This is a genomic window from Citromicrobium bathyomarinum (assembly GCF_038594605.1).
Lineage (GTDB): Bacteria > Pseudomonadota > Alphaproteobacteria > Sphingomonadales > Sphingomonadaceae > Alteriqipengyuania > Alteriqipengyuania bathyomarina_B.
Genome location: NZ_JBCFZM010000005.1, coordinates 77,263 through 98,975, shown reverse-complemented (window position 1 = coordinate 98,975; position 21,713 = coordinate 77,263). Strand labels below are relative to the sequence as shown.

19 protein-coding genes are annotated in these 21,713 nt (G+C 63.5%); 11 read left to right on the top strand and 8 right to left on the bottom strand.

The annotated features are described in order from the left end of the window. The first annotated feature begins 1 nt into the window (after position 1). Genes AAG612_RS15685 through AAG612_RS15675 form a run of 3 tightly spaced genes read left to right on the top strand, consistent with a single transcriptional unit; the run spans position 2 to position 2,093 of the window. Positions 2–628, top strand: a complete 627-nt coding sequence (locus AAG612_RS15685; RefSeq protein ID WP_050775909.1) for an acyl-homoserine-lactone synthase — start codon at positions 2–4, stop codon at positions 626–628. Next, on the top strand, positions 625–1,491 hold the full coding sequence (locus AAG612_RS15680; protein ID WP_010239387.1) for a phytanoyl-CoA dioxygenase family protein: 867 nt from the start codon (positions 625–627) through the stop codon (positions 1,489–1,491). Before AAG612_RS15685 ends, AAG612_RS15680 begins: the two co-directional genes overlap by 4 nt. A gap of 35 nt (positions 1,492–1,526) precedes the next feature. Beyond that, positions 1,527–2,093 carry a GntR family transcriptional regulator gene (locus AAG612_RS15675; protein ID WP_231679719.1) on the top strand — a complete coding sequence of 189 codons (567 nt, stop codon included), beginning with the start codon at positions 1,527–1,529 and terminating at the stop codon, positions 2,091–2,093. A gap of 14 nt (positions 2,094–2,107) precedes the next feature. Here AAG612_RS15675 and AAG612_RS15670 read toward each other — a convergent pair whose 3' ends face one another. From AAG612_RS15670 to AAG612_RS15660, 3 genes are all read right to left on the bottom strand, one after another. After that, positions 2,108–3,322 carry a tyrosine-type recombinase/integrase gene (locus tag AAG612_RS15670; RefSeq protein ID WP_029140603.1) on the bottom strand — a complete coding sequence of 405 codons (1,215 nt, stop codon included), beginning with the start codon at positions 3,320–3,322 and terminating at the stop codon, positions 2,108–2,110. Positions 3,323–3,448: 126 nt separating this feature from the next. After that, positions 3,449–4,150: a tRNA (guanine(46)-N(7))-methyltransferase TrmB gene (trmB, locus tag AAG612_RS15665; protein ID WP_342511781.1), complete on the bottom strand. Its 702-nt coding sequence runs from the start codon at positions 4,148–4,150 to the stop codon at positions 3,449–3,451. A gap of 42 nt (positions 4,151–4,192) precedes the next feature. Beyond that, entirely contained in the window at positions 4,193–5,989 is a 1,797-nt protein-coding gene (locus AAG612_RS15660; RefSeq protein ID WP_342511779.1) for an SLC13 family permease, read from the bottom strand. Positions 5,990–6,145: 156 nt separating this feature from the next. Here AAG612_RS15660 and AAG612_RS15655 point away from each other — a divergent pair, with 156 nt between their 5' ends. Beyond that, positions 6,146–7,408 (top strand): mechanosensitive ion channel family protein, encoded by a 1,263-nt coding sequence (locus AAG612_RS15655; RefSeq protein ID WP_342511778.1) that lies wholly within the window; start codon positions 6,146–6,148, stop codon positions 7,406–7,408. Between the two features lie 122 nt (positions 7,409–7,530). Here the strand turns inward: AAG612_RS15655 and ctrA are convergent, their stop codons facing one another. Beyond that, positions 7,531–8,226, bottom strand: a complete 696-nt coding sequence (gene ctrA, locus AAG612_RS15650; protein WP_342511777.1) for a response regulator transcription factor CtrA — start codon at positions 8,224–8,226, stop codon at positions 7,531–7,533. Positions 8,227–8,795: 569 nt separating this feature from the next. Between ctrA and AAG612_RS15645 the strand changes: the two genes are divergently transcribed. After that, positions 8,796–9,509: a chorismate mutase gene (locus tag AAG612_RS15645; RefSeq protein WP_342511776.1), complete on the top strand. Its 714-nt coding sequence runs from the start codon at positions 8,796–8,798 to the stop codon at positions 9,507–9,509. 16 nt (positions 9,510–9,525) lie between these two features. Here AAG612_RS15645 and rpoN read toward each other — a convergent pair whose 3' ends face one another. Together rpoN and lptB are read right to left on the bottom strand one after the other, a co-directional pair. Beyond that, entirely contained in the window at positions 9,526–11,013 is a 1,488-nt protein-coding gene (gene rpoN / locus AAG612_RS15640; RefSeq protein WP_342511775.1) for an RNA polymerase factor sigma-54, read from the bottom strand. A 123-nt stretch (positions 11,014–11,136) separates the two neighbouring features. Further along, positions 11,137–11,934, bottom strand: a complete 798-nt coding sequence (lptB, locus tag AAG612_RS15635) for an LPS export ABC transporter ATP-binding protein (RefSeq protein ID WP_342511774.1) — start codon at positions 11,932–11,934, stop codon at positions 11,137–11,139. A gap of 154 nt (positions 11,935–12,088) precedes the next feature. On the opposite strand from lptB, the gene AAG612_RS15630 reads away from it, so the two are divergent. The 3 genes from AAG612_RS15630 (at position 12,089) to AAG612_RS15620 (ending at position 15,136) form a co-directional block, all read left to right on the top strand. Beyond that, the gene (locus AAG612_RS15630) at positions 12,089–12,493 is read left to right on the top strand and encodes a hypothetical protein (protein ID WP_342511773.1); all 405 of its coding nucleotides are present in this window, start codon (positions 12,089–12,091) and stop codon (positions 12,491–12,493) included. A 64-nt stretch (positions 12,494–12,557) separates the two neighbouring features. Further along, on the top strand, positions 12,558–13,961 hold the full coding sequence (locus AAG612_RS15625; protein WP_342511772.1) for a mechanosensitive ion channel family protein: 1,404 nt from the start codon (positions 12,558–12,560) through the stop codon (positions 13,959–13,961). Positions 13,962–14,188: 227 nt separating this feature from the next. Beyond that, positions 14,189–15,136 carry a DUF4238 domain-containing protein gene (locus AAG612_RS15620; RefSeq protein ID WP_342511771.1) on the top strand — a complete coding sequence of 316 codons (948 nt, stop codon included), beginning with the start codon at positions 14,189–14,191 and terminating at the stop codon, positions 15,134–15,136. A gap of 281 nt (positions 15,137–15,417) precedes the next feature. On the opposite strand, the gene ppa is transcribed toward AAG612_RS15620, so the two are convergent. Both ppa and AAG612_RS15610 read right to left on the bottom strand, forming a co-directional pair. After that, positions 15,418–15,945, bottom strand: coding sequence for an inorganic diphosphatase (ppa, locus tag AAG612_RS15615; RefSeq protein ID WP_342511770.1), 528 nt, complete (start codon positions 15,943–15,945; stop codon positions 15,418–15,420). A gap of 163 nt (positions 15,946–16,108) precedes the next feature. Then, positions 16,109–18,061, bottom strand: coding sequence for a M61 family metallopeptidase (locus tag AAG612_RS15610; RefSeq protein WP_342511769.1), 1,953 nt, complete (start codon positions 18,059–18,061; stop codon positions 16,109–16,111). An 89-nt stretch (positions 18,062–18,150) separates the two neighbouring features. Here AAG612_RS15610 and hisS point away from each other — a divergent pair, with 89 nt between their 5' ends. The 3 genes from hisS (at position 18,151) to prmC (ending at position 21,658) form a co-directional block, all read left to right on the top strand. After that, positions 18,151–19,410, top strand: a complete 1,260-nt coding sequence (gene hisS / locus AAG612_RS15605; protein WP_342511767.1) for a histidine--tRNA ligase — start codon at positions 18,151–18,153, stop codon at positions 19,408–19,410. Positions 19,411–19,746: 336 nt separating this feature from the next. Then, complete coding sequence (prfA, locus tag AAG612_RS15600; RefSeq protein WP_342511765.1) at positions 19,747–20,814, top strand: peptide chain release factor 1; 1,068 nt, start codon at positions 19,747–19,749, stop codon at positions 20,812–20,814. Continuing rightward, the gene (gene prmC, locus AAG612_RS15595) at positions 20,807–21,658 is read left to right on the top strand and encodes a peptide chain release factor N(5)-glutamine methyltransferase (protein WP_342511763.1); all 852 of its coding nucleotides are present in this window, start codon (positions 20,807–20,809) and stop codon (positions 21,656–21,658) included. Before prfA ends, prmC begins: the two co-directional genes overlap by 8 nt. The last annotated feature ends 55 nt before the right edge of the window (positions 21,659–21,713 follow it).

The following is a 21,713-nucleotide window of genomic DNA, read 5'->3' as shown; positions in this document are numbered from 1 at the left end:
CATGCAGCAAAGCAGCGGTATAAATGGTGCAAACTTGGTCGATCCGGCACTTCGCGCCATGTTCGAGGCGCGCAAGCGCGTGTTCGTGGATCTTCTTGGGTGGGACGTTCCGGTGCTCGACGGGACCTTTGAAATCGACCAGTTCGATACGCCCTCGGCCGCCTATCTCGTCCTCACCGGCGAAAAGTGCGAGCATCGCGCATCGGCCCGGCTCCTGCGTTCTGATGGACCTCATATCTTACGCGATCTCTTTCCGCAGCTGTGCACCGGACCTGTTCCGCAGGATGAGGCATTTCGCGAGATTACCCGATTCTGTATCGATCCCACGTTGCCGCGCGCTGATCGCCGGAGTGTCCGCAACCAGCTCGTCTCCGCACTCGCCGATTTTGCAATATCGGAAGGGATCTCTGGTTATTCGGCGGTCGCCCCAGTGCCCTGGTTCCGTCAGATCGCCCAGTTCGGCTGGCGCTGCCAGCAGCTTGGACCGTGCGTTTCTATCGATGGGCAGCAGCTTGTCGCTCTTCGGATCGACATCGACCAAGATACACGCGCGCAACTCGCCAACGCAGGGATCTACTGCCGCAATCCTAAGCCGGAAGCCTATGGCGGCATGGAGCTGGCAGCATGACTGGGCCGAGGGAGGCGCATTGGCTCGATCAGCTGCAAGAGGATGGCTATTGCATCATTCCGCAGCTTGTCGCCGAGCAACAGATCGCCGCACTCGATGCCGACCTGGAAGGTGCATTTGCGCAGGCGCCCCTCGGCAAGGGAGACTTCTATGGCCATCGGACCAAACGGTTTGGAAGCCTGCTTCGCCGGTCGCAGGTCGCAGGCGATCTAGTCCTGCAGCCGCTAGTCCTATCGCTCGCCCGCGCAATTCTCGGCAGCGCCTGCGACCGGATACAGCTCAATGTCGCCCAGGCGATCGCGATCCATCCCGGCGAGATAGAACAGTTTCCGCATTGCGATCAGGATATGTGGGCAGGCCGCAAGGGCGATCACGAATATCTTCTCAACGTCATCTGGCCGCTGACCGAATTTACTCGCCTCAATGGCGCGACACGCATCTACCCCGGGACGCACAGGAAGCCTGTCGACAATCTCGAAAGTCTCGACGATCCCATAGTAGCTGTTTGCAAGCCCGGCGATGCGATCTGCTTTCTCGGCTCCACCGTCCATGGAGCGGGACCAAACCAGACCGAGGATGTCCGCCGCGGTGTCGTAATCGGCTACAGTCTCGGCTGGCTCAAACCCTACGAGAATCTCTGGCTGGCCTATCCACCAGCAGTAGCAAAAGAGTTCTCTCCCGAACTCGCCGAGCTCGCCGGATATGTGCAGCACCGTCCGAACCTGGGTAATTTCGAAGGGCAATGCCCGTCGGTTTTGCTGAGCGACAAGGTGCCCGAATTCCCTCAGGCAACCGATAGTCTGCGCCCCGACCAGAAAGAAGCGGTTCGTGAGTTCGCCAAGACGCGCCGCGGCGGACGATGAGTCCCGCTCACGTCCTCGAGCCTACGTACAGGCGGTTGAAAGATGCATTGCTGGAAGGGCGCTTCCGGGCCGGTACGAAGCTTGAGGCGATGCGACTCGCTGACGATTTCGGAGTGAGCATGACGCCGGTAAGAGACAGCCTGAACCAGCTTGTCGGTGAAGGGCTGGTCGACCTCACGCCCGGCGAAGGATTTCGCGTACCGCTGCTTACCGAACAGGCCTTGCGCGACATTCTGCAAGTCAACGCCCTGCTTTTGGAGCAGGCTCCCGACAACGATCACAAATCACTGACAATCAACGAAGGATCAAACGACACGCGAGGTGCTTATGCCGACCGATTGGCGCGCGCCTTCAGAGACATCGCGGCAAGCTCAGGCAATCGGTTTCGCGTACATTTGGTCGAACGCATTAGCGACAGACTCCAGCCGCTACGTGAACTCGAGCCGGTGATTTGGCCTGGCGCGCCGCATGCCCTTGAGCAAATTGAGCGAAAAGCGCAGCAAGGGTTCGATGGCTCAAACCGAGCGGTACGCGCATATCATCAACACATTGAGGATCTGGTACCCGCTCTTGTCGGACGTTTGAACCAGCAGACGCCCTAGCCCTCGCCAATATTTTAGGTCGTCTCCCCACTCTCGGACAGAACCGTCGCGAGGTGGTCATTCCAGGCATCGAGCGCCTGGCGCTTTTCGTCCTTCCAGTCGTGGCGCTGGTAGATGCCGGCGACTCCGGCGCGAGATCCGCCCACATGGTTGAGAACGGCTTCGGTGACTTCAAACCGAACGCCAAGCCGCTGGAAGTTCGTTGCGAGGGTTCGTCGTAGATCATGAAGGCGCCAGGCTTCGAGCGGCTCTTCGCAACGTTCCTCGATCAGGCTGTCGAGCTTCACCTTCCCTTTGGCGTATCCCGTAAAGCCCGCCCCGCTAGCTGTCGCGAAAACACGGCCCTTACGCGGCCACCTCTCGCCGCGAGCCTCCCGGTCGAGCTCGGCGATTGCAAGATCGTTGAGGGGAATGGAGTTAGGTTCTCCGTTCTTGGTTCGAGATCCGGGCAGGGTCCATAATCTTTCGCTGCGACTGAGCTCCTGCCAGTGCATCCCGGAGACTTCTTCACGGCGCTGTCCGGTTACGATCAGAAGCCTGACAATTGGACCAAAGCAGCGATGACATTCCGGCGCCGCATTCCAGATATGGCGGAGTTCGCCATCCTTGAGCCAGCGCTCTCGTGGCTTGACCGGAGGCGGCGTTTCCATGCCCTCCATCGGATTGCGATCGATATCTCCGCGACTGACGGCCCAGCGAAACAGGCGGCGCATAACGGCAAAGACATTTCGCCGGTTTGCCACCTGCTTGGGCGGCATCTGATCGAGAACCGAAACGACGTCGATCTTCGTAATCGCTGGCAGCGCCTTCATTCCGAATGTGGGCTTGAGGTAGAGGCGAATGGATCGCTCCACGAGGCGACGCCATCCCTCGCGTTTGCAGGAGCGAGTGAAGAGGTCAGCGTAATTCGAGAAGGCGAGGTCGACAGCTTCCCGGCGGCGCTGCTTTTCCGCATCAACCGGATCAATGCCCTGCGCAACAATCACCAACAATCGCTCAGCTTCCAAGCGTGCAGTAGTCGGTGTCCAAGGCGATCCATGTGATCCGATCGTGAAACGACGGGTCTTCGCTTCTCGTCCGCCCATTCGGAACTGGATTATGTAACTGATTGATCCAGCAGTTGTAATCTTGACGCCAAAGCCCTTGAGATCGGTGTCCCAAAGATAGTTTTCCTTTGGTCCAACCGGGAGCGAATCGACCGTGCGCTTGCTGATTTTTCCTGTTGCCATGCGATACCTCGTGGCCTTTTCTGGCAATCACCGGGTAATCACGCAAGCGGAAAAAGGGGCGAATTGGAGGCAATTCTGGCGTAAGTGTTTTGCGCTAAGTCGTTGTTTTTACAACATCAGCGTAGTCTAGCGTCGCCTGAATCGAAAGTACCACACCTCGTGGCCCATCTGTTCGCGCGCCTTCTTCTCGTAGCGGGTCTCCGACCAGCCTGAGGGGCGCTGCTGAAAGCTCTTCGGGCCTTCGACCTGCCACTCGAACTCGTTTCTGAACCGGCGCATCACCATCAGCGCATGGCGCAGGTAAACATCGTGATCGGTGCCGAAGCGAAACTCTCCGCCGGGCTTCAGCTTGTCGGCGATCATCCGCACCGGCCCGTCGTTCATCATCCGCCGCTTGGCGTGCTTGTTCTTCGGCCAGGGGTCCGGGTGGAGCAGGTAGACCATCGTCAGTGCGCCATCGGGCACGCGGGCCAAGACCTTCAGCGCGTCGCCATCATGCAGGCGGACGTTGCCGAGCCGCTGTTCCTCGACATGGACCAGCGCCTGCGCGACTCCGTTGATGAACGGCTCGGCGCCGATGAAGCCGTGGTTGGGTAAGAGGTCGGCACGATGGGCGAGGTGCTCGCCTCCGCCGAAACCGATCTCGAAATGCAGCGGACAATCTTCGCCGAACAGGCGCTCTGCCGTGATCGGCCCTTCCTCGGGTACCGCGATGCGCGGCAATAGCTCGTCGATCAGGGCCTGCTGGCGCGCACGCAGCGGTTTGCCGACGCTGCGGCCGTAAAGCCTGCTGAGAGTGGTGGGATCGCCGTCCTTGTAAGCCGTCATGCCCGAGCGGCTAGCGGCACCGCTATGGTCGAGTCCAGCGCCTCAACCAAAGAAGACCCAGATGGCGAGCGACACGGCCAGCCCGACGATGATGTTCATCGGCAGGCCGATCTTCACGAAGTCGGAAAAGCGGTAGTTGGCCGCGCCATAGACCAGCGTGTTGGTCTGGTAACCGATGGGGGTTGCGAAGCTGGCGCTTGCGCCGAACATCACCGCCACGATCAGGGGTCGCGCCTCGACCCCGGCGGCATCCGCCAGCCCGATCGCCAGCGGGGTCATGATGACGGCGATGGCATTATTCGTGATCGCCTCGGTCAGCGTGCTGGTGACGGCATAGACCAGCAGGATCAGCACGAGCAGCGAACTGGCGCCCAGCAGTGGCTGGATGGTATCGACGAGCAGCGCAATGGTGCCCGCATTGTCGAGCCCGGTGCCGAAGGCCAGCATCCCGAAGATCAGCACCAGCGTGCTGCCATCCAGGCTCGCCCAGGCATCGCTCGGCTCGATGCAGCGGGTCGCCAGCACCAGCGCGACCCCGCCCACCGCCAGCGCCTCGATCGGCAGTCCGAACACCGCTGCGCCGAAGACGACCGCGGCCAGCGTCGCAACGGCGATGGGCGCCTTGGTGCGACGGAAGGATTGCGCGGTGGTGACGCCGACATTGGTCAGCTGGACATTGCCCTGCAATGTCAGCGCCGCGTCCGGCCCCGCCGCGATCAGCAACCGGTCGCCCGCGCGCACGCGCGCCTCGGCCAGCGAAGGGCCGGGCAGGTGGCGCGGTCGCGCGAGGCCCAGCACACGCACCTTGAGCCGCGAGAGGAGCGGAATTTCCTTCAATCTCTGCCCGACGACGGGGTGGGTGGCGGAAACCACCGCCTCGATGATTCGCAGGTCGCCGGGGCGCTTGTCCCGCGCGGTCTCGACGCCGCCGCCGAGCCCGACCAGCCCGGTGCGAAAATCGGGCGCCTCCGCCAGCGAGGCGATTTCTTCGGGCGTGGCGCTAACGATCAGCTGGTCGTCCGCCGCCAATTCGAAACTGCCCAGGTCCTTGCGATACAGATCGGAACCGCGCTGGATCGCCACGACCCTGATGCCGGGCCGCCGCGCGATTGCGCTGTCCGATAGTGTCTGGCCGACATACTTGCTGGTTTCGATCAATGTCAGGTGGCTGAGATAGATATCGCTCTCGCGCGTTTCGTCGCCCATGCGCGGCCCGCGATTGGGCAGCAGCAACGGGCCGAGCACCAGCAACACCGCGACCCCTGCGACCATGCCGACGAGGCCGACTGCGGTAATCTCGAAAATCCCGAAGCCTTGCTGGCCGTTTTCCTGCGCGACACCATCGACCAGCAGGTTGGTCGAGGTGCCGATCAGCGTCAGCGTGCCGCCTAGGATGCAGACGTAGGAAAGCGGGATCAGCAGGCGCGTCGCGGTCGTCTTCAACACCTGCGCCAGCTTCTTGACCACCGGGATCATCACGATGACGACCGGCGTATTGTTCATGAACGCCGACGCGGCCAGCGTGCCCAGCCCGATCTCGGCGGTCGCGAGCCGGGGGCTCTGCGTGGTGCGCCGGATCACCCAGCCCGAAACCTCTTCCAGCGCGCCGGTGCGCAGCAGCGCGCCCGACAGGATGAACATTGCGGCGATCGTGATCGGCGCGGAGTTGGAGAATGTGCCCAGCATCTCCTTGGGCGAGAGATAGCCCAGCGCAAGCATGATCGCGCCCGCGACGACCGCGATCACCACCGGAGGGCGCCGTTCGAACATGAACGCCGCGAAGGTGAGGATAAGGAGGGCGAGGCCGATCTGGGCAGAATAGTCAGATAGAAACGACATGAGGCCCAGCAAGCAGTTGAATTGCAGAGCGCAAAATTCGCAGGAACGGCAAAAGTTTCCAAGCGAATTCGCCTGGCCGCGCGAAAAGCAATTCTTCTTCGTGCCCCTACGCCTGGGGGTGACGCAGGCGGGCAATCCGAGTTAGGCGGGCGCGCAATGGAAGAGATGTTCGAATATCTGGGTGGTCAACCGCCGCTGGTGCAGGCGCTCGGCGGCGTGGCGCTGCTGCTGCTGATCGCCTTCGTCGTGAACCTGCTGCTCAAGAAGGTGGTGCTGCGTCTCGCGGCGCCGTTCCTCGATCGCCGGACCAAAACGCCCGACAAGGCGGTTGGCTGGCTGGTCACCACCATCCCGCTACTGATCATCTCGCGCGGGATCGTGTTCGTGCGCTTCCTGCCCGAGGAGATCGAAACGGTTATCTCCAACGTCGCCAATGCGACGATCGTGCTCGTGATCGCGCTCGCCATCACGACCGGGCTCACCTACGTCAACGAGCTGTACAAGCGCCGGCCTGAGGCGAGGAATCGCCCGATCAAGGGCTTCCTCCAGGTGGTGAAGATCCTCGTCTTCGGGGCCGCCGCGATCCTCGGCATCGCCGCGCTGATCGAACAGTCACCGCTGCTGCTGCTATCGGGCCTCGGCGCGATGGCGGCGGTGCTGCTGCTGGTCTTCAAGGACACGATCCTCAGCCTCGTCGCCTCGGTGCAATTGTCGGCGCAGGACATGCTGCGAGTGGGCGACTGGATCGAGATGCCGCAGCAGAATGCCGATGGCGACGTGATCGACATCGCGCTGCACACGGTGAAGGTCCAGAATTTCGACAAGACCATCACCACCATCCCGACCTACAAGCTGATCAATGAAAGCTTCCGCAACTGGCGCGGCATGGCCGAGGCGGGCGGGCGGCGGATCAAGCGCGCGATCCATCTCGACCAGAACACGCTGCGCTTCCTGAGCGACGAGGAGGTGGCGGACCTGCGCCGGTTTCGCCTGCTGCGCGATTATCTCGATCGCAAGGAGCAGGAACTGAGCGAGTGGAACGCGCGCGAGATGGCGGGGGAGGATAACCCGGTCAACGCACGGCGGATCACCAATATCGGCATGTTCCGCGCCTATGTGCTCGCCTACCTGCGCACGCATCCGCAGATCAATCACGACCTGACGACGCTGGTGCGCCAGCTGGAACCCACGCCGACCGGCCTGCCGCTGGAGCTCTACACCTTCGCCGCGACCACGCAATTCGCGGAGTACGAGCACATCCAGGCCGAGATATTCGACCACCTGCTGGCGATCCTGCCCGAATTCGGCCTGCGCGCCTTCCAGGAGCCGAGCGGGGTGGACTTTGCGCGGCTATCCCATCCGCGCACGCTGAGCCAATGGGAGCGCCGCGAGACGCAAACGCCGGGCGGTATCGGCTAGCGCCCGGAATGACCGGGGGTCTGGCCGCACACCGTTGCCCGGCCAAAATGCCCGGCCAAAACAAAACGCCCCGGAGCTTGGCTCGCGGGGCGTTCTGCCAATCCCATCCAAGGAAAAACTCGTCAGGCGGCTTCCGCCTCTTCGGACGGGTCGCGCAGCACGTAGCCGCGGCCCCAGACCGTCTCGATGTAATTCTCGCCGTCGCATGCATGGCTCAGCTTCTTGCGCAGCTTGCAGATGAACACATCGATGATCTTCAATTCGGGCTCGTCCATCCCGCCGTAAAGGTGGTTGAGGAACATTTCCTTGGTCAGCGTGGTGCCCTTGCGCAGCGAGAGCAGCTCCAGCATCGCGTATTCCTTGCCCGTGAGGTGGACCCGCGCATTGTCGACCTCGACCGTCTTGGCGTCGAGATTGACGGCCAGCTTGCCGGTACGGATGACCGACTGGCTGTGGCCCTTGGAACGGCGCACCACGGCATGGATGCGGGCGACCAGTTCCTCGCGATGGAACGGCTTGGTCACGTAATCGTCGGCACCGAAGCCGAAGCTGCGGACCTTGGAGTCCATCTCGGCAATGCCCGACAGGATCAGGACCGGCGTCTGCACCTTTGCGACGCGCAGCTTCTTGAGCACGTCGTAGCCGTGCATGTCCGGCAGGTTGAGATCCAGCAGGATGATATCGTAATCGTACAGCTTGCCCAGATCGAGGCCTTCCTCGCCCAGATCGGTTGAGTAGACGTTGAAACCTTCGGTCGTGAGCATGAGCTCGATGGCCTTGGCCGTCGTCGGCTCGTCCTCGATCAGCAATACGCGCATGGGTCGCCCCCTTTGCCCAATGAATGTGCGGCGGCGCCCGGCATGGGGCGCTGCGATTTGTTAACCACACAAGGTCTGAACGGAAAAGGTTAACATCGCGTAAAGCGTGGTTTTGGCGCGACGGCCACGATGAAGCGAGGGATTTTCGAGTCGAAGTGCGCGGCACACCTGGTGTCTCTCGATTGCCACAGATCGGTATGCTTAAAAATCGATACTTGCGGTTTTGCGTCGCACAAGATATTTCATTGCTTCGAAGGCGTATGAGGCAGCGCTTTCGTTACCCATCGTGCCTCAGGAGCGAATCATCATGACCAAGCTTCGGGATCTCGCAATCCCCGCTTCGGCCCCAGTTTCGATTTCCGCGCCGCCAGTCCTTTCGCTGGCCGCTGCCCGCGTCTCCTATTATCTGTATTATTTCGGTTCGTTTAGCGGCCGATACGCCTGAAGGCGTATCGGGACCAGCGCTGGCCCTGCGCGACAAAGCGGCCACCATCCACATAAACGAACATCCGTGATCCGCAGCGCCGCCTGAAGTGCGCGCGGTCGACGAACCGAAAGCGACTTGTCTCATGACGATTGCCAATATCAATATGCGCGACATCGATTGTCTGCGCGAAGAAATCGACGCTCTGGACGAAGAGCTGCTGGCCCTGATCGAGCGTCGGCTGGATCTTGCCGCCTCCATCGCCGCCGCCAAGGCCGAGGAAGACGAGGAGGGCGAGCTGCTGCTGCGCCCCGCACGCGAGGCGAGCATCATCGCCCGGCTTGCCTCGATGACCACCCGCATCCCGCGCGAAAGCATCACCGCCATCTGGCGCGAACTGATGGCGATCAACCTGCAGGCGCAGCGCCCGATCGAAATCGCGCTCAGCGCCGAGCGGCATCCTGCACGCATCCAGCTGATGGCGCGGGCGCGCTTCGGCACGATCCTGCCCATTCGCGAAACCACCTCGCCACAGGCCGCACTGGCCAAGGCGCGCAGCGGATCGGCGATCGCCCTGATCGAGATCGGGGAGGGCGACTGGTGGGCCGATCTGGCAGCCGAGCCGGACCTGGTCATCATCGACGGGCTGCTGGCCGAAGGCGGCCGTGGCTCTGCGCTGGCGGTCGGGCGCCTGTCGGCCGACCGGCTGTGCGAAGATCGCAGCTACGAAGTGCTGGAGCGCAGCGAACTTGCCGCGCGGCTTGGTCGCGGCGAAGTGGTCTGCCCGCTGGCGGCTTCGGGAGACCGGCATTTGTGCGTGATCGAGCGGGTCGCCCCGCTCGCGCGGCGCGCCGCCTGATCCCGGCCGCCTGACTTCACCTTATCGCGGCGAGCTTCTTCGCCCGGCGGCGCTGCACGCTCGACCCGATACCCATCGCCTCGCGGTATTTGGCGACCGTGCGCCGCGCGATGTCGAACCCTTCGGCCTTGAGCAGGTCGACCAGCTTGTCGTCCGACAGGATCGACTTCGGGTCTTCCGCATCGGTCAGCGCCTTGATCCGGGCCTTGACCGCTTCCGCGCTTGCGCCCTCGCCATCCTCACCGCCGCCCACACCGCTGGTGAAGAAGTATTTGAGGTCGAAGGTGCCGCGCGGGCAGTGCAGGAACTTGTTGCTGGTCACCCGGCTGACCGTGCTTTCGTGCATCTCGATCTTCTCGGCCACATGCTTCAGCGTCAGCGGCCGCAGGTGGCTGACCCCGTGGAGGAAGAAGCCCTGCTGCTGGGTCACGATCTCGCTCGCCACCGCCAGGATCGTCTTCTGCCGCTGGTCGAGCGCGCGGATCAGCCAGCGGGCATCTTCCAGCTTGTCCTTCAGCCAGGCGCGGCTGCTGCGATCGCGGCAGCCCTCGCGCAATTCGACCAGATAGGGGCGGTTGACCACCAGCCGGGGGAGCGTCGCTTCGTTAAGAGCGATGCGCCAGCCGCCGTCAGTCGAGGGCGAGATCAGGATATCGGGCACGACCGGGCTGCCGCCCTGCTCCCCGAAGGTCAGGCCGGGGCGCGGATCGTACCCGCGCAATTCGGCGAGCATGTCCGCGAAATCCTCGGCATCGACTTCGCACAGCTTCTGCAGCCGGGCGATTTCGCCGCGCGCGACCAGCTCCAGATTGTCGATCAGCCGCGCCATGCACGGATCGTAGCGATCCGCATCGCGCGCCTGAATCGCGAGGCATTCGGCCAGATTGCGCGCACCGACTCCTGCGGGATCGAGCGTCTGAACAAGCGCCAGAGCACGCTCCGCTTCGGCCAGCGGAATGCCGAGCGTTTCGGCAACCTCGCGCAGCGTTTCCGTGAGATAGCCTGCGTCGTCGAGGCGGTCGATGATTGCTCTGGCGATGAAAATCTCGCGGTCGTCGCGGCCAGCGGCACCGATTTGTGCATGGAGAAATTCCGAGAGCGAGAGCGCCGTTCCGCCGTGCCGATCGAACTCCAGCCCTTCGTCCTCGCCGCCGAAACCCTCGGCTGCGCCCCAGCTGCCATCGCCGGTGTCGCGGTCGATCTCCAGCTCGGCGGCGGAGAGGTCGGTCGGGGCGTCGCTTTCGGCGGCCCCTTCGGCGATCAGGGTGTCGGCATCGCGTTCCTCGCGCGGGGTTTCGGGGGTGTCGCCGCCATCGTCCTGTCCAGCCTCGGCGCGCGCGGGGACTTCGCCCATTTCGAGCAACGGATTGGATTCGAGCGCATCGCCGATGAAGGTCTCGATCTCGAGATTGGACAGCGTCAGCAGCTTGATTGCCTGCTGCAGCTGGGGCGTCATCACCAGCGATTGCGACTGGCGCAGGTCGAGGCGCGGAGCGAGCGACATCAGCTGTGGCGTCCGTTCGCGCCCGGCTGGCGCCGAACCCTGCGCCCGGTACCGGTGTGGCCCGGTACCGCCACGGCGGCCCCGAAGTTTCCAAAAGCGATCACGTTTCGGACCGCCGGAAAATCACAAGGTAAAGTTCTCGCCAAGGTAGAGCCTGCGCACGTTCTCGTCTGCCACCAGGTCTTGCGGGGTGCCCGCAAACAGAACCCGGCCACCGTAAATGATACAGGCGCGGTCTACGATATCGAGCGTTTCGCGAACGTTATGATCGGTTATCAGGACGCCGATTCCACGTGTCTTGAGGTCGATCACCAGATCGCGGATGTCGCTGATCGACAGCGGATCGATCCCTGCAAACGGCTCGTCGAGCAGCATGATCGATGGGTTCGCGGCCAGCGCGCGGGCGATCTCGCACCGCCGCCGCTCGCCGCCCGAAAGCGCCATCGCGGGTGCGGTGCGCAGGCGGGTCAGGCCGAAATCGTCGAGCAGACGCTCCAGAGAATCGCGCCGGGTCTGGCGATCCGGCTCTGCCAGTTCGAGCACGGTCGCGATGTTCTGCTCCACGGTCAGCCCGCGGAAAATGCTGGTTTCCTGCGGCAGATAGCCGAGGCCGAGGATCGCGCGCCGATACATCGGCAGGTGAGTCACGTCCTCGCCATCTATCAGGATGCGGCCGCTATCGGGCTTCACCAGCCCCATGATCGAATAGAAGCAGGTCGTCTTGCCAGCGCCATTGGGGCCGAGCAGGCCGAGCACTTCGCCCTTGCCGACCGAGAGCGAGATATCGGTCAGGACCGCGCGCTTGTCGTAGCTCTTGGCGATCGACACGACTTCCAGCCCGCCCTGCGGGATCGGCGGGGCGGCGTTCGCCTCTACCTCCGCGGGTTTCTGGGCGATGTCGGAAGGGTCGATCTCTGCCATGATGTGTCCCTGTAGCAAATGGTGCGCCGCGCGAAAGGCGCAATGGGCAGCGGGTGCCGTTTCGGATCGCGCGGCGTTGACAGGCGGATATGCTTGAGCGCGGCCCGCTCTCGCTTTACCATCGGCATCAGCGGGGCAGCGAGAGGACTTTGCAATGAGCACGAATACCGGTTTTTCCAGTGGCAGAAATGTGAAGGCCCCCACGAACCCCGATGGGAAGGCCGCTGCCCGCAAGATCGACTGGCGCGCGGCCATCAGCGACAATATTGCATGGGCGCTGCTGGTGACCACCGCGCTGCTGATCTTCATCACGATGCCCAAGATGAAATACGCTTTCGAGGGGATCACCCCCTACTTGCTGCTGGTGGTGATGGTCGGCGGGTTTATCCCGGTGCTGCGCTTCTTCGAACATCGCTGGAGCGATCTGAACGACGCGCAGGCGCACAACCTGTCGCTGCGCGGCGCCTTTCGCCGCGATCAGACCGCGCTCTGGCTGCTGACCGCCGGCGTCCCATTGCTGCTCGCCGCAGGCTTTGCGCTGGCATTCGGCGGGAAATAGCGGTTTCGCCACGCATCGGCACGGTGCGTCGAAGCGCGGGTTCCTATCGGGGGGAGTTGAGACGATGCAGCGGATGATCGCCGCCTTGTTGCTGGCATTCGTTGCCGTGCCTCTCGTGGCCGCGCCCCTTTTCGCACCGGCGCATGCCGCGTTGCCGGCCCTTTCGCCTGAAGAGACGGAAGCGCCGGCCGCCGCGCCGACCGAAGCCAGCGGAAACCTGTCCGACGAACGCGATCCGCAGGCCGATGATCGGATCGCGAACCGGCTGCGCGATATCTACGCGCAGGTTGCCGAACTCTCGGCCGTAGAGGTCGAGGTGACCGAAGGCGTCGTCCGCCTCTCCGGCTCTGCGCCCAGCCAGCAAGCGATCGACGAAGCGGGCGCGATCGCCGCGCGCTTCGATGTCGCGACGGTGGAGAACGAGGTCGCGCGCGACACCTCGCTCAGCGGCACGGCGGATATCGTCTCTGCGCTGATCGAGCGGCTGCGCGACGCGGCGAACATGCTGCCGCTGATCGGCGTTGCGCTGCTGATCGGTCTGGCGATCGTGGTCGCGGGCTACCTGCTGGCGTCGCTCAAATTCGTCTGGCGGATCTTCACTCCGAACAGCTTCCTCGCCGATCTGGTGGCGAGCGCGATCCGGTTCGTCTCGATCATCTTTGCCGCCGTGATCGCGCTCGACATCATCGGCGCGACCGCGCTGCTGGGCGCGGTGCTGGGCGGGGCAGGCGTGATCGGCATCGCGCTGGGTTTCGCGATGCGCGACACGGTGGAGAACTACGTCGCCTCGCTGATGCTGAGCCTGCGCCAGCCGTTCCGGGCCAACGATCTGGTGCTGATCGACGACATGGAAGGGCGCGTCGTGCGCCTGACCAGCCGCGCGACCGTGCTGATGACGCTGGAGGGAAACCACCTGCGCATTCCCAACAGCACCGTGTTCAAGGCGGTGATCGTCAACTTCACCCGCAATCCGCAGCGCCGCTTCGATTTCACGCTCGGCGTCGACGCGGACGACGATGCGACCGCCGCAGCAGATTTGGGCCGAACGACACTGGCGGCGCTGCCCTTCATGCTGGCGGACCCGGCGCCGGAAGCGCGGATCGTCGAGGTCGGCGATTCTGCCGTGGTAATCCGCTTCCTCGGCTGGGTCGACCAGCGGGAGACCGACTGGTTCAAGGCGCAGAGCGCGGCGATTCCCGCAGTGAAGACCGCGCTGGAGGATGCCGGCTTCGGCCTGCCCGAGCCGATCTATCGCCTGCGGTTCGATCCCCGCTCGGCCAGCCTCCCGTTCGAGAATATCGCCGATCGCGACGGCGTGGAAGCGCGCCCACGCAGGCGGCGCAAGGACCCCGAAGCCACTCCGGCCGATGTCGCGCCGCGCGACGAGATCGACCAGATGGTGGAGGAAGAGCGCGACAGCAGCGAACAGAAGCAGGACCTGCTCGACCACCGTAGGCCGGTGGAGTGAGGGGCCGCTTTTGGGTGGTGTTGCGATGGCTAGATTATAGCACGGCAGCGTCAAAATCGAAATTTGCCGCGATGGCCCAAATTGGGGTGATTGAATACTAGCAGGTTCCAGGGCGACCATAAGCGAAACACCGCTTCGGTAACGTGTCCGGCTTGGCGGGTCTCGAATGCTGTGGGCCTAACCGCAAGCCGCTTGCTGGGTGTACCCATAAATGCCAGCCTTTGCACGTGAACGAACCGAAGCGACATCATTGGTGGCCGGAGGTCCAGTCGGGCCAATGGGCGGGGGCAGACGGCATGCTCCATGTGGTGCGTGCCGATGGCACAACATTTCGTGCACCTCCATCGAAGGTCGGCGTCGAAGGCGAGCTCTATACCCGGCTTGATCCAAGCGGTGCAAAGGACCGCGATATTGAGCGCTGGTTTTCGCGCGAGATCGAGACGCCTTTTGCGGGCGCGCTGGCTCGGTTGCTGACGTTGGACAATATCGAGCGTCGTAAATTTCCCGGACGCGGCGATCTAATCAAGCGCAAGGAGCTGCAGGAACTGGGCTTCATCGTCAGCGATTATGACGAGAGGATGCCGCTGACCGCGCAGGATCGGGCGGCAATCGCCAACTATCTCGCGGCTTTTGTGGTACGCAGCCCGACGTATCTCAATAAACTCACCGACTGGCATCAAGCCAATAACAGCTCGGATGATCTCCCCTGCGACCCAACGACCTTTCGCGGCTTCGCGCTCGAGAATATGCTCTATCTGTACGACATCTATCGCGATGCGATCGCTGGCGGGCTTATCAATCTAATGATCGCGGATTGTGACCGCGAATTCTTCTTCGCAGATGGTGGCGTGACGGCTCAGGAGCCATGGAGCAGGCGTCCGATGCCATTTGACCTTTATGCGCCATTGACTCCGAAGCTGGCGTTCAACGTCCTGCCGTTGCCTAAGGCCTATACCGGCGGCTTATGGATCTCGCGGCTCAGCGCGCGGGGCGTCGCCCGCTACAACCGCATAATGCTTGCTGATGCCAAGCGCTTCGTCTTTTCGAAGTCATCGCCCCCGCTGGCCTTCATCGCCAAGCACTTCGGAGTGCCGGCGCCAGCGCCGTTCGGATCGCGTTGGATCAATGGTAAATTGGAAACGAAGTACGACCGGAGTCGCGATAGGCCGGTGTAAAGCTGAGCGCATTGAATGTACCAAGAACGGTGATTTGAAGAAGGTCAGTGCGCGCGGTTCGCCTCAACTTATAGTTCAATAGTTGGTTCGATTTCTATCAATCGGCGATGGCGCGTAAATAGCGATTGATCGTCCGGGGTTCGAGCAGATGAATCGAACAAGGCAACTAAGGAGCGTGATTGACGACAAGCAGCTTGCAGCGAATCGCCGCGTTCGAGGAACGCTCGGTAACGCTGCTGCGCTCGCAAGTAGGGCCGCGAAGCCGACCTTCGCGCAGCAGGTTACCCCTTCGCCCGTTCGATCGCTTCTACCACGATCTGCTTGGCTTCCGCCGCGTCGCCCCAGGCGCCCACGCGGACCCACTTTTCGGCTTCCAGATCCTTGTAGTGGGTAAAGAAGTGCTCGATCTGCTGGAAGATGATGCTCGGCAGGTCCTTGGTTTCGCCGACGTCCGAATAATACGGGAAGGTCGTGTCGACCGGCACGCAGATCAGTTTCTCGTCGCCGCCATGCTCGTCTTCGAGATTGAGCACGCCGATCGGGCGCGCGCGCACCACGCAGCCGGCGATGAACGGGCTGCGTGCGATCACCAGCGCGTCGAGCGGGTCGCCATCGGGCGACAGCGTGTGCGGCACGAAGCCGTAGTTCGCCGGATAGCGCATCGGCGTATGCAGGATGCGGTCGACGAACAGGGCGCCCGATTCCTTGTCGAATTCGTACTTCACCGGCTCGCCGCCGGTCGGTACTTCGATGATAACGTTGAGGCTTTCGGGCGGATTGTCGCCCGTCGGGATCATGTCGATGCGCATTTTTACTCTCGCTGCGTCTGGCCGTCGGCAGGGAGGTCAGGGCGCCCCGGCCATCGGACTGGAAAAATCTGCCCGCGACCTAGGCGAGACGCCGGGATGCCGCAACGCGTTTTGTGCGCTGCGAAAGGGCCCGGAGATATTTCGAGCCGTCAGCCGTCAGCCGTCAGCCGTCGGTGCGCGGTTGCAGGAACCGATCGAGCCCGTTCTCGCCCTCGCCGATCGGTTCGAGCCACGGATAGCGAAGCCCGCCGTGGTAATCGATCTCGACCGTGCGGTAGGTGTTGCCGCGCTTGACCAGCAGTTCGATCGGTTCGGCGCTGTCCTTCGCGGCGGTGATCGCCTCTTCGATCACCTCGCCCGAATAGGCCACGCCGCCCACCGCGACGATGGTATTGCCATTGACGATCCCTGCATCGAAGGCCGGGCCGTCCCACAGCGTGCCGCGCACCGCGCCATCGCGGCCGAGGTTGACGCCGAGCGAGTAGAACAGGTTGAGAGAGCCCGAATTGCCCATCCGGCCCTTGTCGTAACTGTTGGGCTCATCCTTCCACACCAGCTTGTAGCCGCCCATTTCGAGCCCGCGCAGCGGGGCGGGCTGGTTTGGTTCGAGGAGGCGGGTGGTGAGGAAATCGGCCCAGTCGTGCGGATAGACGCCGTTCAGCGTCTCTACGATCTCGTCGAAATCATAGGTCAGCTGGCCCCAGTCTCCATCGTTTACCCCGAAGAAGGCCCTGGCGAAATCGTCCAGCCCCTTCTTGCCCCTGGTGCCTTGGCGGATGATCTGGTCCGCCTCGATCCACACCAGCGCGCCTTCGACGTAATAGTCTTCGCTGCGGGAGAGCGAGGAAAAAGGGATCGGGCGGCGCGAGTTGATGATCGGGTCGTTGGTCGTATCGGCGACCGAGCGATAGGTGCGGCCCGGCTGCCCTTCGGCATAATTGGCCGCATAGACGGCGAAGGCATCGAGGAAGGTCTGCTTGGTCTGCAACCCGCTGCGCGCGGAAAGCACCCAGCCCCAAAGCTGGGTCTGGCCCTCGTAAAGCCACAGCAGCGAATCCTGCATCGGGGTGCGGTAATCGGGCGTCCAGAGGTCTTCAGGGCGACGATATTTGCCGTTCCAGCTATGGACCAGTTCGTGGGCGACCACGTTGCGGCTCCATTCCATGCCTTCCCAGTCGGTCAGCGCGGTCGGTTCGTACTGGTTCTCGGCCGAGCGCTGGTGCTCCAGCCCGATCCCGCCCATCCGGTCGGTCAGCGCGAGCAGAATGTCGTAATGGTCGAAATGACGCGCGCCGAACAGCGCATCGGCCTCGTCGACGAGGCGATTGAAGGTCGCGAGGTTCTCGGGCTCGATGTCGAGATACTTGGGCTTGTCCGCCACCGCGTCGAGCCACACGTTCTCGCCCACTTCCCAGCGGTCCGCATATTTGCCCGCGAAGATCGGCGAATCGACCAGCGTTCCGTAATCGACCGTCTGCCAGCTGACCGTGTCCGCCTTGCGGGACTTGCCATCCAGCGCGGTGAACACCTGCCAACCCTCGGGCACGGTCACCGTCGGCTTCACCGCGATCCGGCGCACGTAGTGCCCGGCGGGGTAGAAGCTCATCTTCTCCCACTGCAGGTTGAGCATTTCCTGCGTCATCGTGATCCGCCCCTCGCCGCCGGTGATCGGCGAGGTGTGGACGAACTGCGCGGTTACCGCCTCGGCCCCCTCGGGCAGGGCGACGATCAGCTCGTACACGTCGAGCGGGTTGCGCTTCCATTCCAGCACCTTGCCGCCTGCGGTAAAGCGGATGCCGCTGATCAGGTTGATCGGCCCGCGCGCGGCGTGGTTGCCGGGCAGCCATTCGGGAAACAGAAGGTGCAGCTCGCGCATGTCGGCGGTGACCGGAATGGTCTGCGTTACGCGGTACACGCCGCGCGCCGTGTCGGTCGCGTCGATATCCAGCGCGATCGTCCCGCCCGGCCATGGCGTGTCGGCGGGCAGGGGCGTCGCGTCCGCGAGCTGCTGCTGCACCGGCGCGTTATTGCCTGCGGGGCGGATCTCGCTTTGTGCGAGGGCGGGCGCCGCGAACATGAGGGGGAGGAGGACGGCGCTGAGAAAGAGGTGCTTCATGGCCGCGCTTCATGCGACGAACGGCGTGCCCGTGCAATAATGTATCCCGCTTTCGTTTGGGCAGCGCGCACGCTAAGCGCTCGCCCATCATGGCAAAGACAAAGACACCGCAGGCAATCCGCGGCACGCAGGACATTTTCGGACCCGAGGCGGAAAGCTTCGCCTTCGTGGTCGAAACCTTCGAACGGGTGCGCAAGCTCTACCGCTTCCGCCGCGCGGAAATGCCCGTGTTCGAGAAGACGGAAGTGTTCGCCCGCTCGATCGGCGAGACGACCGACATCGTCTCGAAGGAAATGTATTCCTTCGAGGATCGCGGCGGGGAATCGCTCACCCTCCGGCCCGAGTTCACCGCCGGCATCGCGCGCGCGTATCTGACGAACGGCTGGCAACAGCATGCGCCGGTCAAGCTGGCGACGCACGGCCCGCTGTTCCGGTACGAGCGCCCGCAGAAGGGCCGCTACCGCCAGTTCCACCAGATCGACGCCGAGATCATCGGTGCGGCGGAACCGCAGGCCGATGTCGATCTGCTGGCAATGGCCGACCAGGTGATCCGCGAGCTGGGGATCGAGGGCGTAACGCTGCACCTCAATACCTTGGGCGATGGCGACAGCCGCGAGGCATGGCGCGCGGCGCTGGTCGAGCACTTCCGCAGCGTGAAGGACGAGCTGAGCGAGGAATCGCAGGAGCGGCTGGAGAAGAACCCGCTCCGGATTCTGGATTCCAAGGACCGTCGCGACCAGCGCTTCGTGGCCGATGCGCCCAAGATCGACGACTTCCTCACCGACGAGGCGCGTGGCTTTTTCGATGCCGTGACCAGCGGACTGGATGCGGCGGGCGTGAAATGGGTGCGCGCAGAGAGTCTGGTGCGTGGGCTCGACTACTACCGTCACACCGCCTTCGAGTTCATTCCCGACGAGGGCTCTGCCGCAGCCGACGCGCTGGGGTCGCAGAGCACGATCCTTGGAGGTGGCCGCTATGACGGATTGATCGAAAGCTTGGGCGGACCTGCGACTCCTGCCGTCGGCTGGGCTGCTGGAATCGAGCGGCTGGCGATGCTGGTGGGGGAGAAGGAAGCGAACGCGGCCGATGTGATGGTCGTTGCGGAATCCAATGACGTGATTCCTAAAGCCATTTGGGCACTGGCCCGCTTTCGCGAACTCGGGTTCTCTGCAGATCTGATCGCGAGTGGATCGCCCAAAAAGCGGTTCGACAAGGCCGTGAAGACGCCTGCCTCGGCGATCGTGAGCCTGCGTGACGGAGCCGAGGGAACGACCTCCAATTTCCGGGGCGACAACCCGCGCGCGACAGAGGTGCAGGCAGCATGGGATGCGATGCAGCACGACCTGTAGGTTTGCGTCACCCCGAACGTGTTTCGGGGTCCAGTCCTCCTCCCGCCGCAGGCTTGCAGATAGGAAGCTGGATGCTGAAACGAGTTCAGCATGACGTTGAATCTAACTGCCGTCACTTCCAATCTCGTCGTCCCGGACTTGATCCGGGGCAGGGCTTTCTTCTGAGGGTTGGGTAGCGCCGCACATTTCCTACCGCGCCCTTCCCACGCTAATGCGCCTTGCATGACCGCCAACGCACCCGACATTCGCCTGCCGAAATAGCCACTCAACAAGGGCCCCACTTTTTCGCCCCTGAACACTGTGTCAGGTGTGTCAGGCCCGCACTGGAAACCCGCTTTGACCATCCCTCCCGAACGCCTCGACCAGATCGCCAACCGCTTCGCAGAGATCGAGGCGCGCATGGCCTCGGGCCAGCTGGAGGGGGAGGAATTCGTCCAGGCGAGCCGCGACTATGCCGAGCTGGAGCCGGTCGCGAAGCTGGCGCTGGAGCTGAAGGCCGCGCGTGAGGAAGTCGCGGGGCTGGAGGAGATGCTCGCCGACCCCGAGATGCGCAGCATGGCCGAGGAGGAGCTGGAGGCGCTCAACCAGCGCATTCCCGAGCTCGAACAGCAGCTTGCCGTCGCGATGCTTCCGCGCGATTCCGCCGATGCCAAGCCCGCGATGCTCGAAATCCGCGCGGGCACGGGCGGTGACGAGGCGGCGCTGTTCGCGGGAGACCTCTATCGCATGTACGAACGCTTCGCGGGCGAGCAGGGCTGGAAGGTCGAGCCGGTCAGCATGAGCGCGTCCGAAGTTGGCGGCTTCAAGGAAATCGTCGCCAATGTCACGGGCACCGGCGTGTTCGCCAAGCTCAAGTTCGAAAGCGGCGTCCACCGCGTCCAGCGCGTGCCCGAGACCGAGAGCGGCGGCCGCATCCACACGAGCGCGGCGACCGTCGCAGTGCTGCCCGAGCCGGACGAGGTCGACGTGCAGATCGACCCGGGCGACCTCAAGATCGACACCTATCGCGCGTCCGGTGCGGGCGGGCAGCACGTCAACACGACCGATTCGGCGATCCGCATCACGCACGAGCCGACCGGGCTGGTGGTGACCTGCCAGGACGGGCGCAGCCAGCACAAGAACCGCGAAAAGGCGATGCAGGTGCTGCGCGCGCGCCTCTACGAACAGCAGCGCGAGGCGACGCAGGGGGCGGAGGCCGAGGCGCGCAAGGCGATGGTCGGTTCGGGCGATCGCTCCGAACGCATCCGCACCTACAATTACCCCCAGGGCCGCGTGACCGACCACCGGATCGGCCTGACGCTGCAGAAGCTCCCCCAGATCATTGCCGGACCAGGGCTGGGCGAACTGATCGACGCGCTGATCGCCGAGGACGAAGCCAAGCGGCTCGCGGCGATGAATGAGTAGCGACGCTGCCCAAACGGTGGGCGAGGCGATTCGCGATGCGGCGCGCCAGCTCGAGGTCGAATGGGGGCGCATCGATGCCGAACTGCTGATGGCGCATGCGCTGGGCGTATCGCGCTCGGCCATGCTGCTGCACCATATGCGGGGCCCCGTCCCCGATGGCTTCGCGCCGCTGCTCGCCCGGCGGCTGGCGAGTGAGCCGGTCGCTTACATCATCGGCAGCGCGCAGTTCTATGGGCTGGACCTGCAGGTGACGCCCGCGGTGCTGATCCCGCGCGGAGACAGCGAGACACTGATCGAGGCGGCGCGCGCGCATTTCGCGGATCGCGAAGCGCCGTCGCGCATCCTCGACCTTGGCACCGGCTCGGGTGCGCTACTGCTCGCGGCGCTCTCGCTGTGGCCGGAGGCGGAGGGGATCGGCCTCGATGCCTCGATGCCCGCGCTGCGGGTGGCGCAGTGCAATGCCAGCAAGCTGGGCGAGGCCGAGCGCACCCGCTTCCTGCGCCGCAGCTGGCGCAAGGACGGCTGGCGGCGCGACCTGGGCACGTTCGATCTGGTTTTGTGCAATCCGCCCTATGTCGAGCAGAACGCCGATCTCGATCCCTGTGTGCGCGATCACGAGCCTGCGTCCGCGCTGTTTGCGGGGCCGGAAGGCCTCGACGATTATCGGATTCTGCTGCCCCGCATCGGCGATCTGTTAACAAACCAAGGCGTCGCCATCTTCGAAATCGGCGCGACGCAGCAGGATGCGGTCGGCGACATCGCACGAATTCAGGGCTTTTTGCCTGTGTTTCGTAACGATCTTGCCAAAAGGCCACGCGCAATGATTGTTTCGCAAAGCCGTTGACAAGGGGTTGGCAAAGCGCCGGGCAACCGGTAAGCCTCGTCAAGACCCGGCAAGA

Excerpts from the sequence above, each read along its gene's own strand:
- AAG612_RS15685 (WP_050775909.1), top strand. The coding sequence starts at position 2 with ATGCAGCAAAGCAGCGGTATAAATGGTGCAAACTTGGTCGATCCGGCA.
- AAG612_RS15680 (WP_010239387.1), top strand. The coding sequence starts at position 625 with ATGACTGGGCCGAGGGAGGCGCATTGGCTCGATCAGCTGCAAGAGGAT.
- AAG612_RS15670 (WP_029140603.1), bottom strand. The coding sequence starts at position 3,322 with ATGGCAACAGGAAAAATCAGCAAGCGCACGGTCGATTCGCTCCCGGTT.
- trmB (WP_342511781.1), bottom strand. The coding sequence starts at position 4,150 with ATGACGGCTTACAAGGACGGCGATCCCACCACTCTCAGCAGGCTTTAC.
- AAG612_RS15660 (WP_342511779.1), bottom strand. The coding sequence starts at position 5,989 with ATGTCGTTTCTATCTGACTATTCTGCCCAGATCGGCCTCGCCCTCCTT.
- AAG612_RS15655 (WP_342511778.1), top strand. The coding sequence starts at position 6,146 with ATGGAAGAGATGTTCGAATATCTGGGTGGTCAACCGCCGCTGGTGCAG.
- ctrA (WP_342511777.1), bottom strand. The coding sequence starts at position 8,226 with ATGCGCGTATTGCTGATCGAGGACGAGCCGACGACGGCCAAGGCCATC.
- AAG612_RS15645 (WP_342511776.1), top strand. The coding sequence starts at position 8,796 with ATGACGATTGCCAATATCAATATGCGCGACATCGATTGTCTGCGCGAA.
- rpoN (WP_342511775.1), bottom strand. The coding sequence starts at position 11,013 with ATGTCGCTCGCTCCGCGCCTCGACCTGCGCCAGTCGCAATCGCTGGTG.
- lptB (WP_342511774.1), bottom strand. The coding sequence starts at position 11,934 with ATGGCAGAGATCGACCCTTCCGACATCGCCCAGAAACCCGCGGAGGTA.
- AAG612_RS15630 (WP_342511773.1), top strand. The coding sequence starts at position 12,089 with ATGAGCACGAATACCGGTTTTTCCAGTGGCAGAAATGTGAAGGCCCCC.
- AAG612_RS15625 (WP_342511772.1), top strand. The coding sequence starts at position 12,558 with ATGCAGCGGATGATCGCCGCCTTGTTGCTGGCATTCGTTGCCGTGCCT.
- ppa (WP_342511770.1), bottom strand. The coding sequence starts at position 15,945 with ATGCGCATCGACATGATCCCGACGGGCGACAATCCGCCCGAAAGCCTC.
- AAG612_RS15610 (WP_342511769.1), bottom strand. The coding sequence starts at position 18,061 with ATGAAGCACCTCTTTCTCAGCGCCGTCCTCCTCCCCCTCATGTTCGCG.
- hisS (WP_342511767.1), top strand. The coding sequence starts at position 18,151 with ATGGCAAAGACAAAGACACCGCAGGCAATCCGCGGCACGCAGGACATT.
- prmC (WP_342511763.1), top strand. The coding sequence starts at position 20,807 with ATGAGTAGCGACGCTGCCCAAACGGTGGGCGAGGCGATTCGCGATGCG.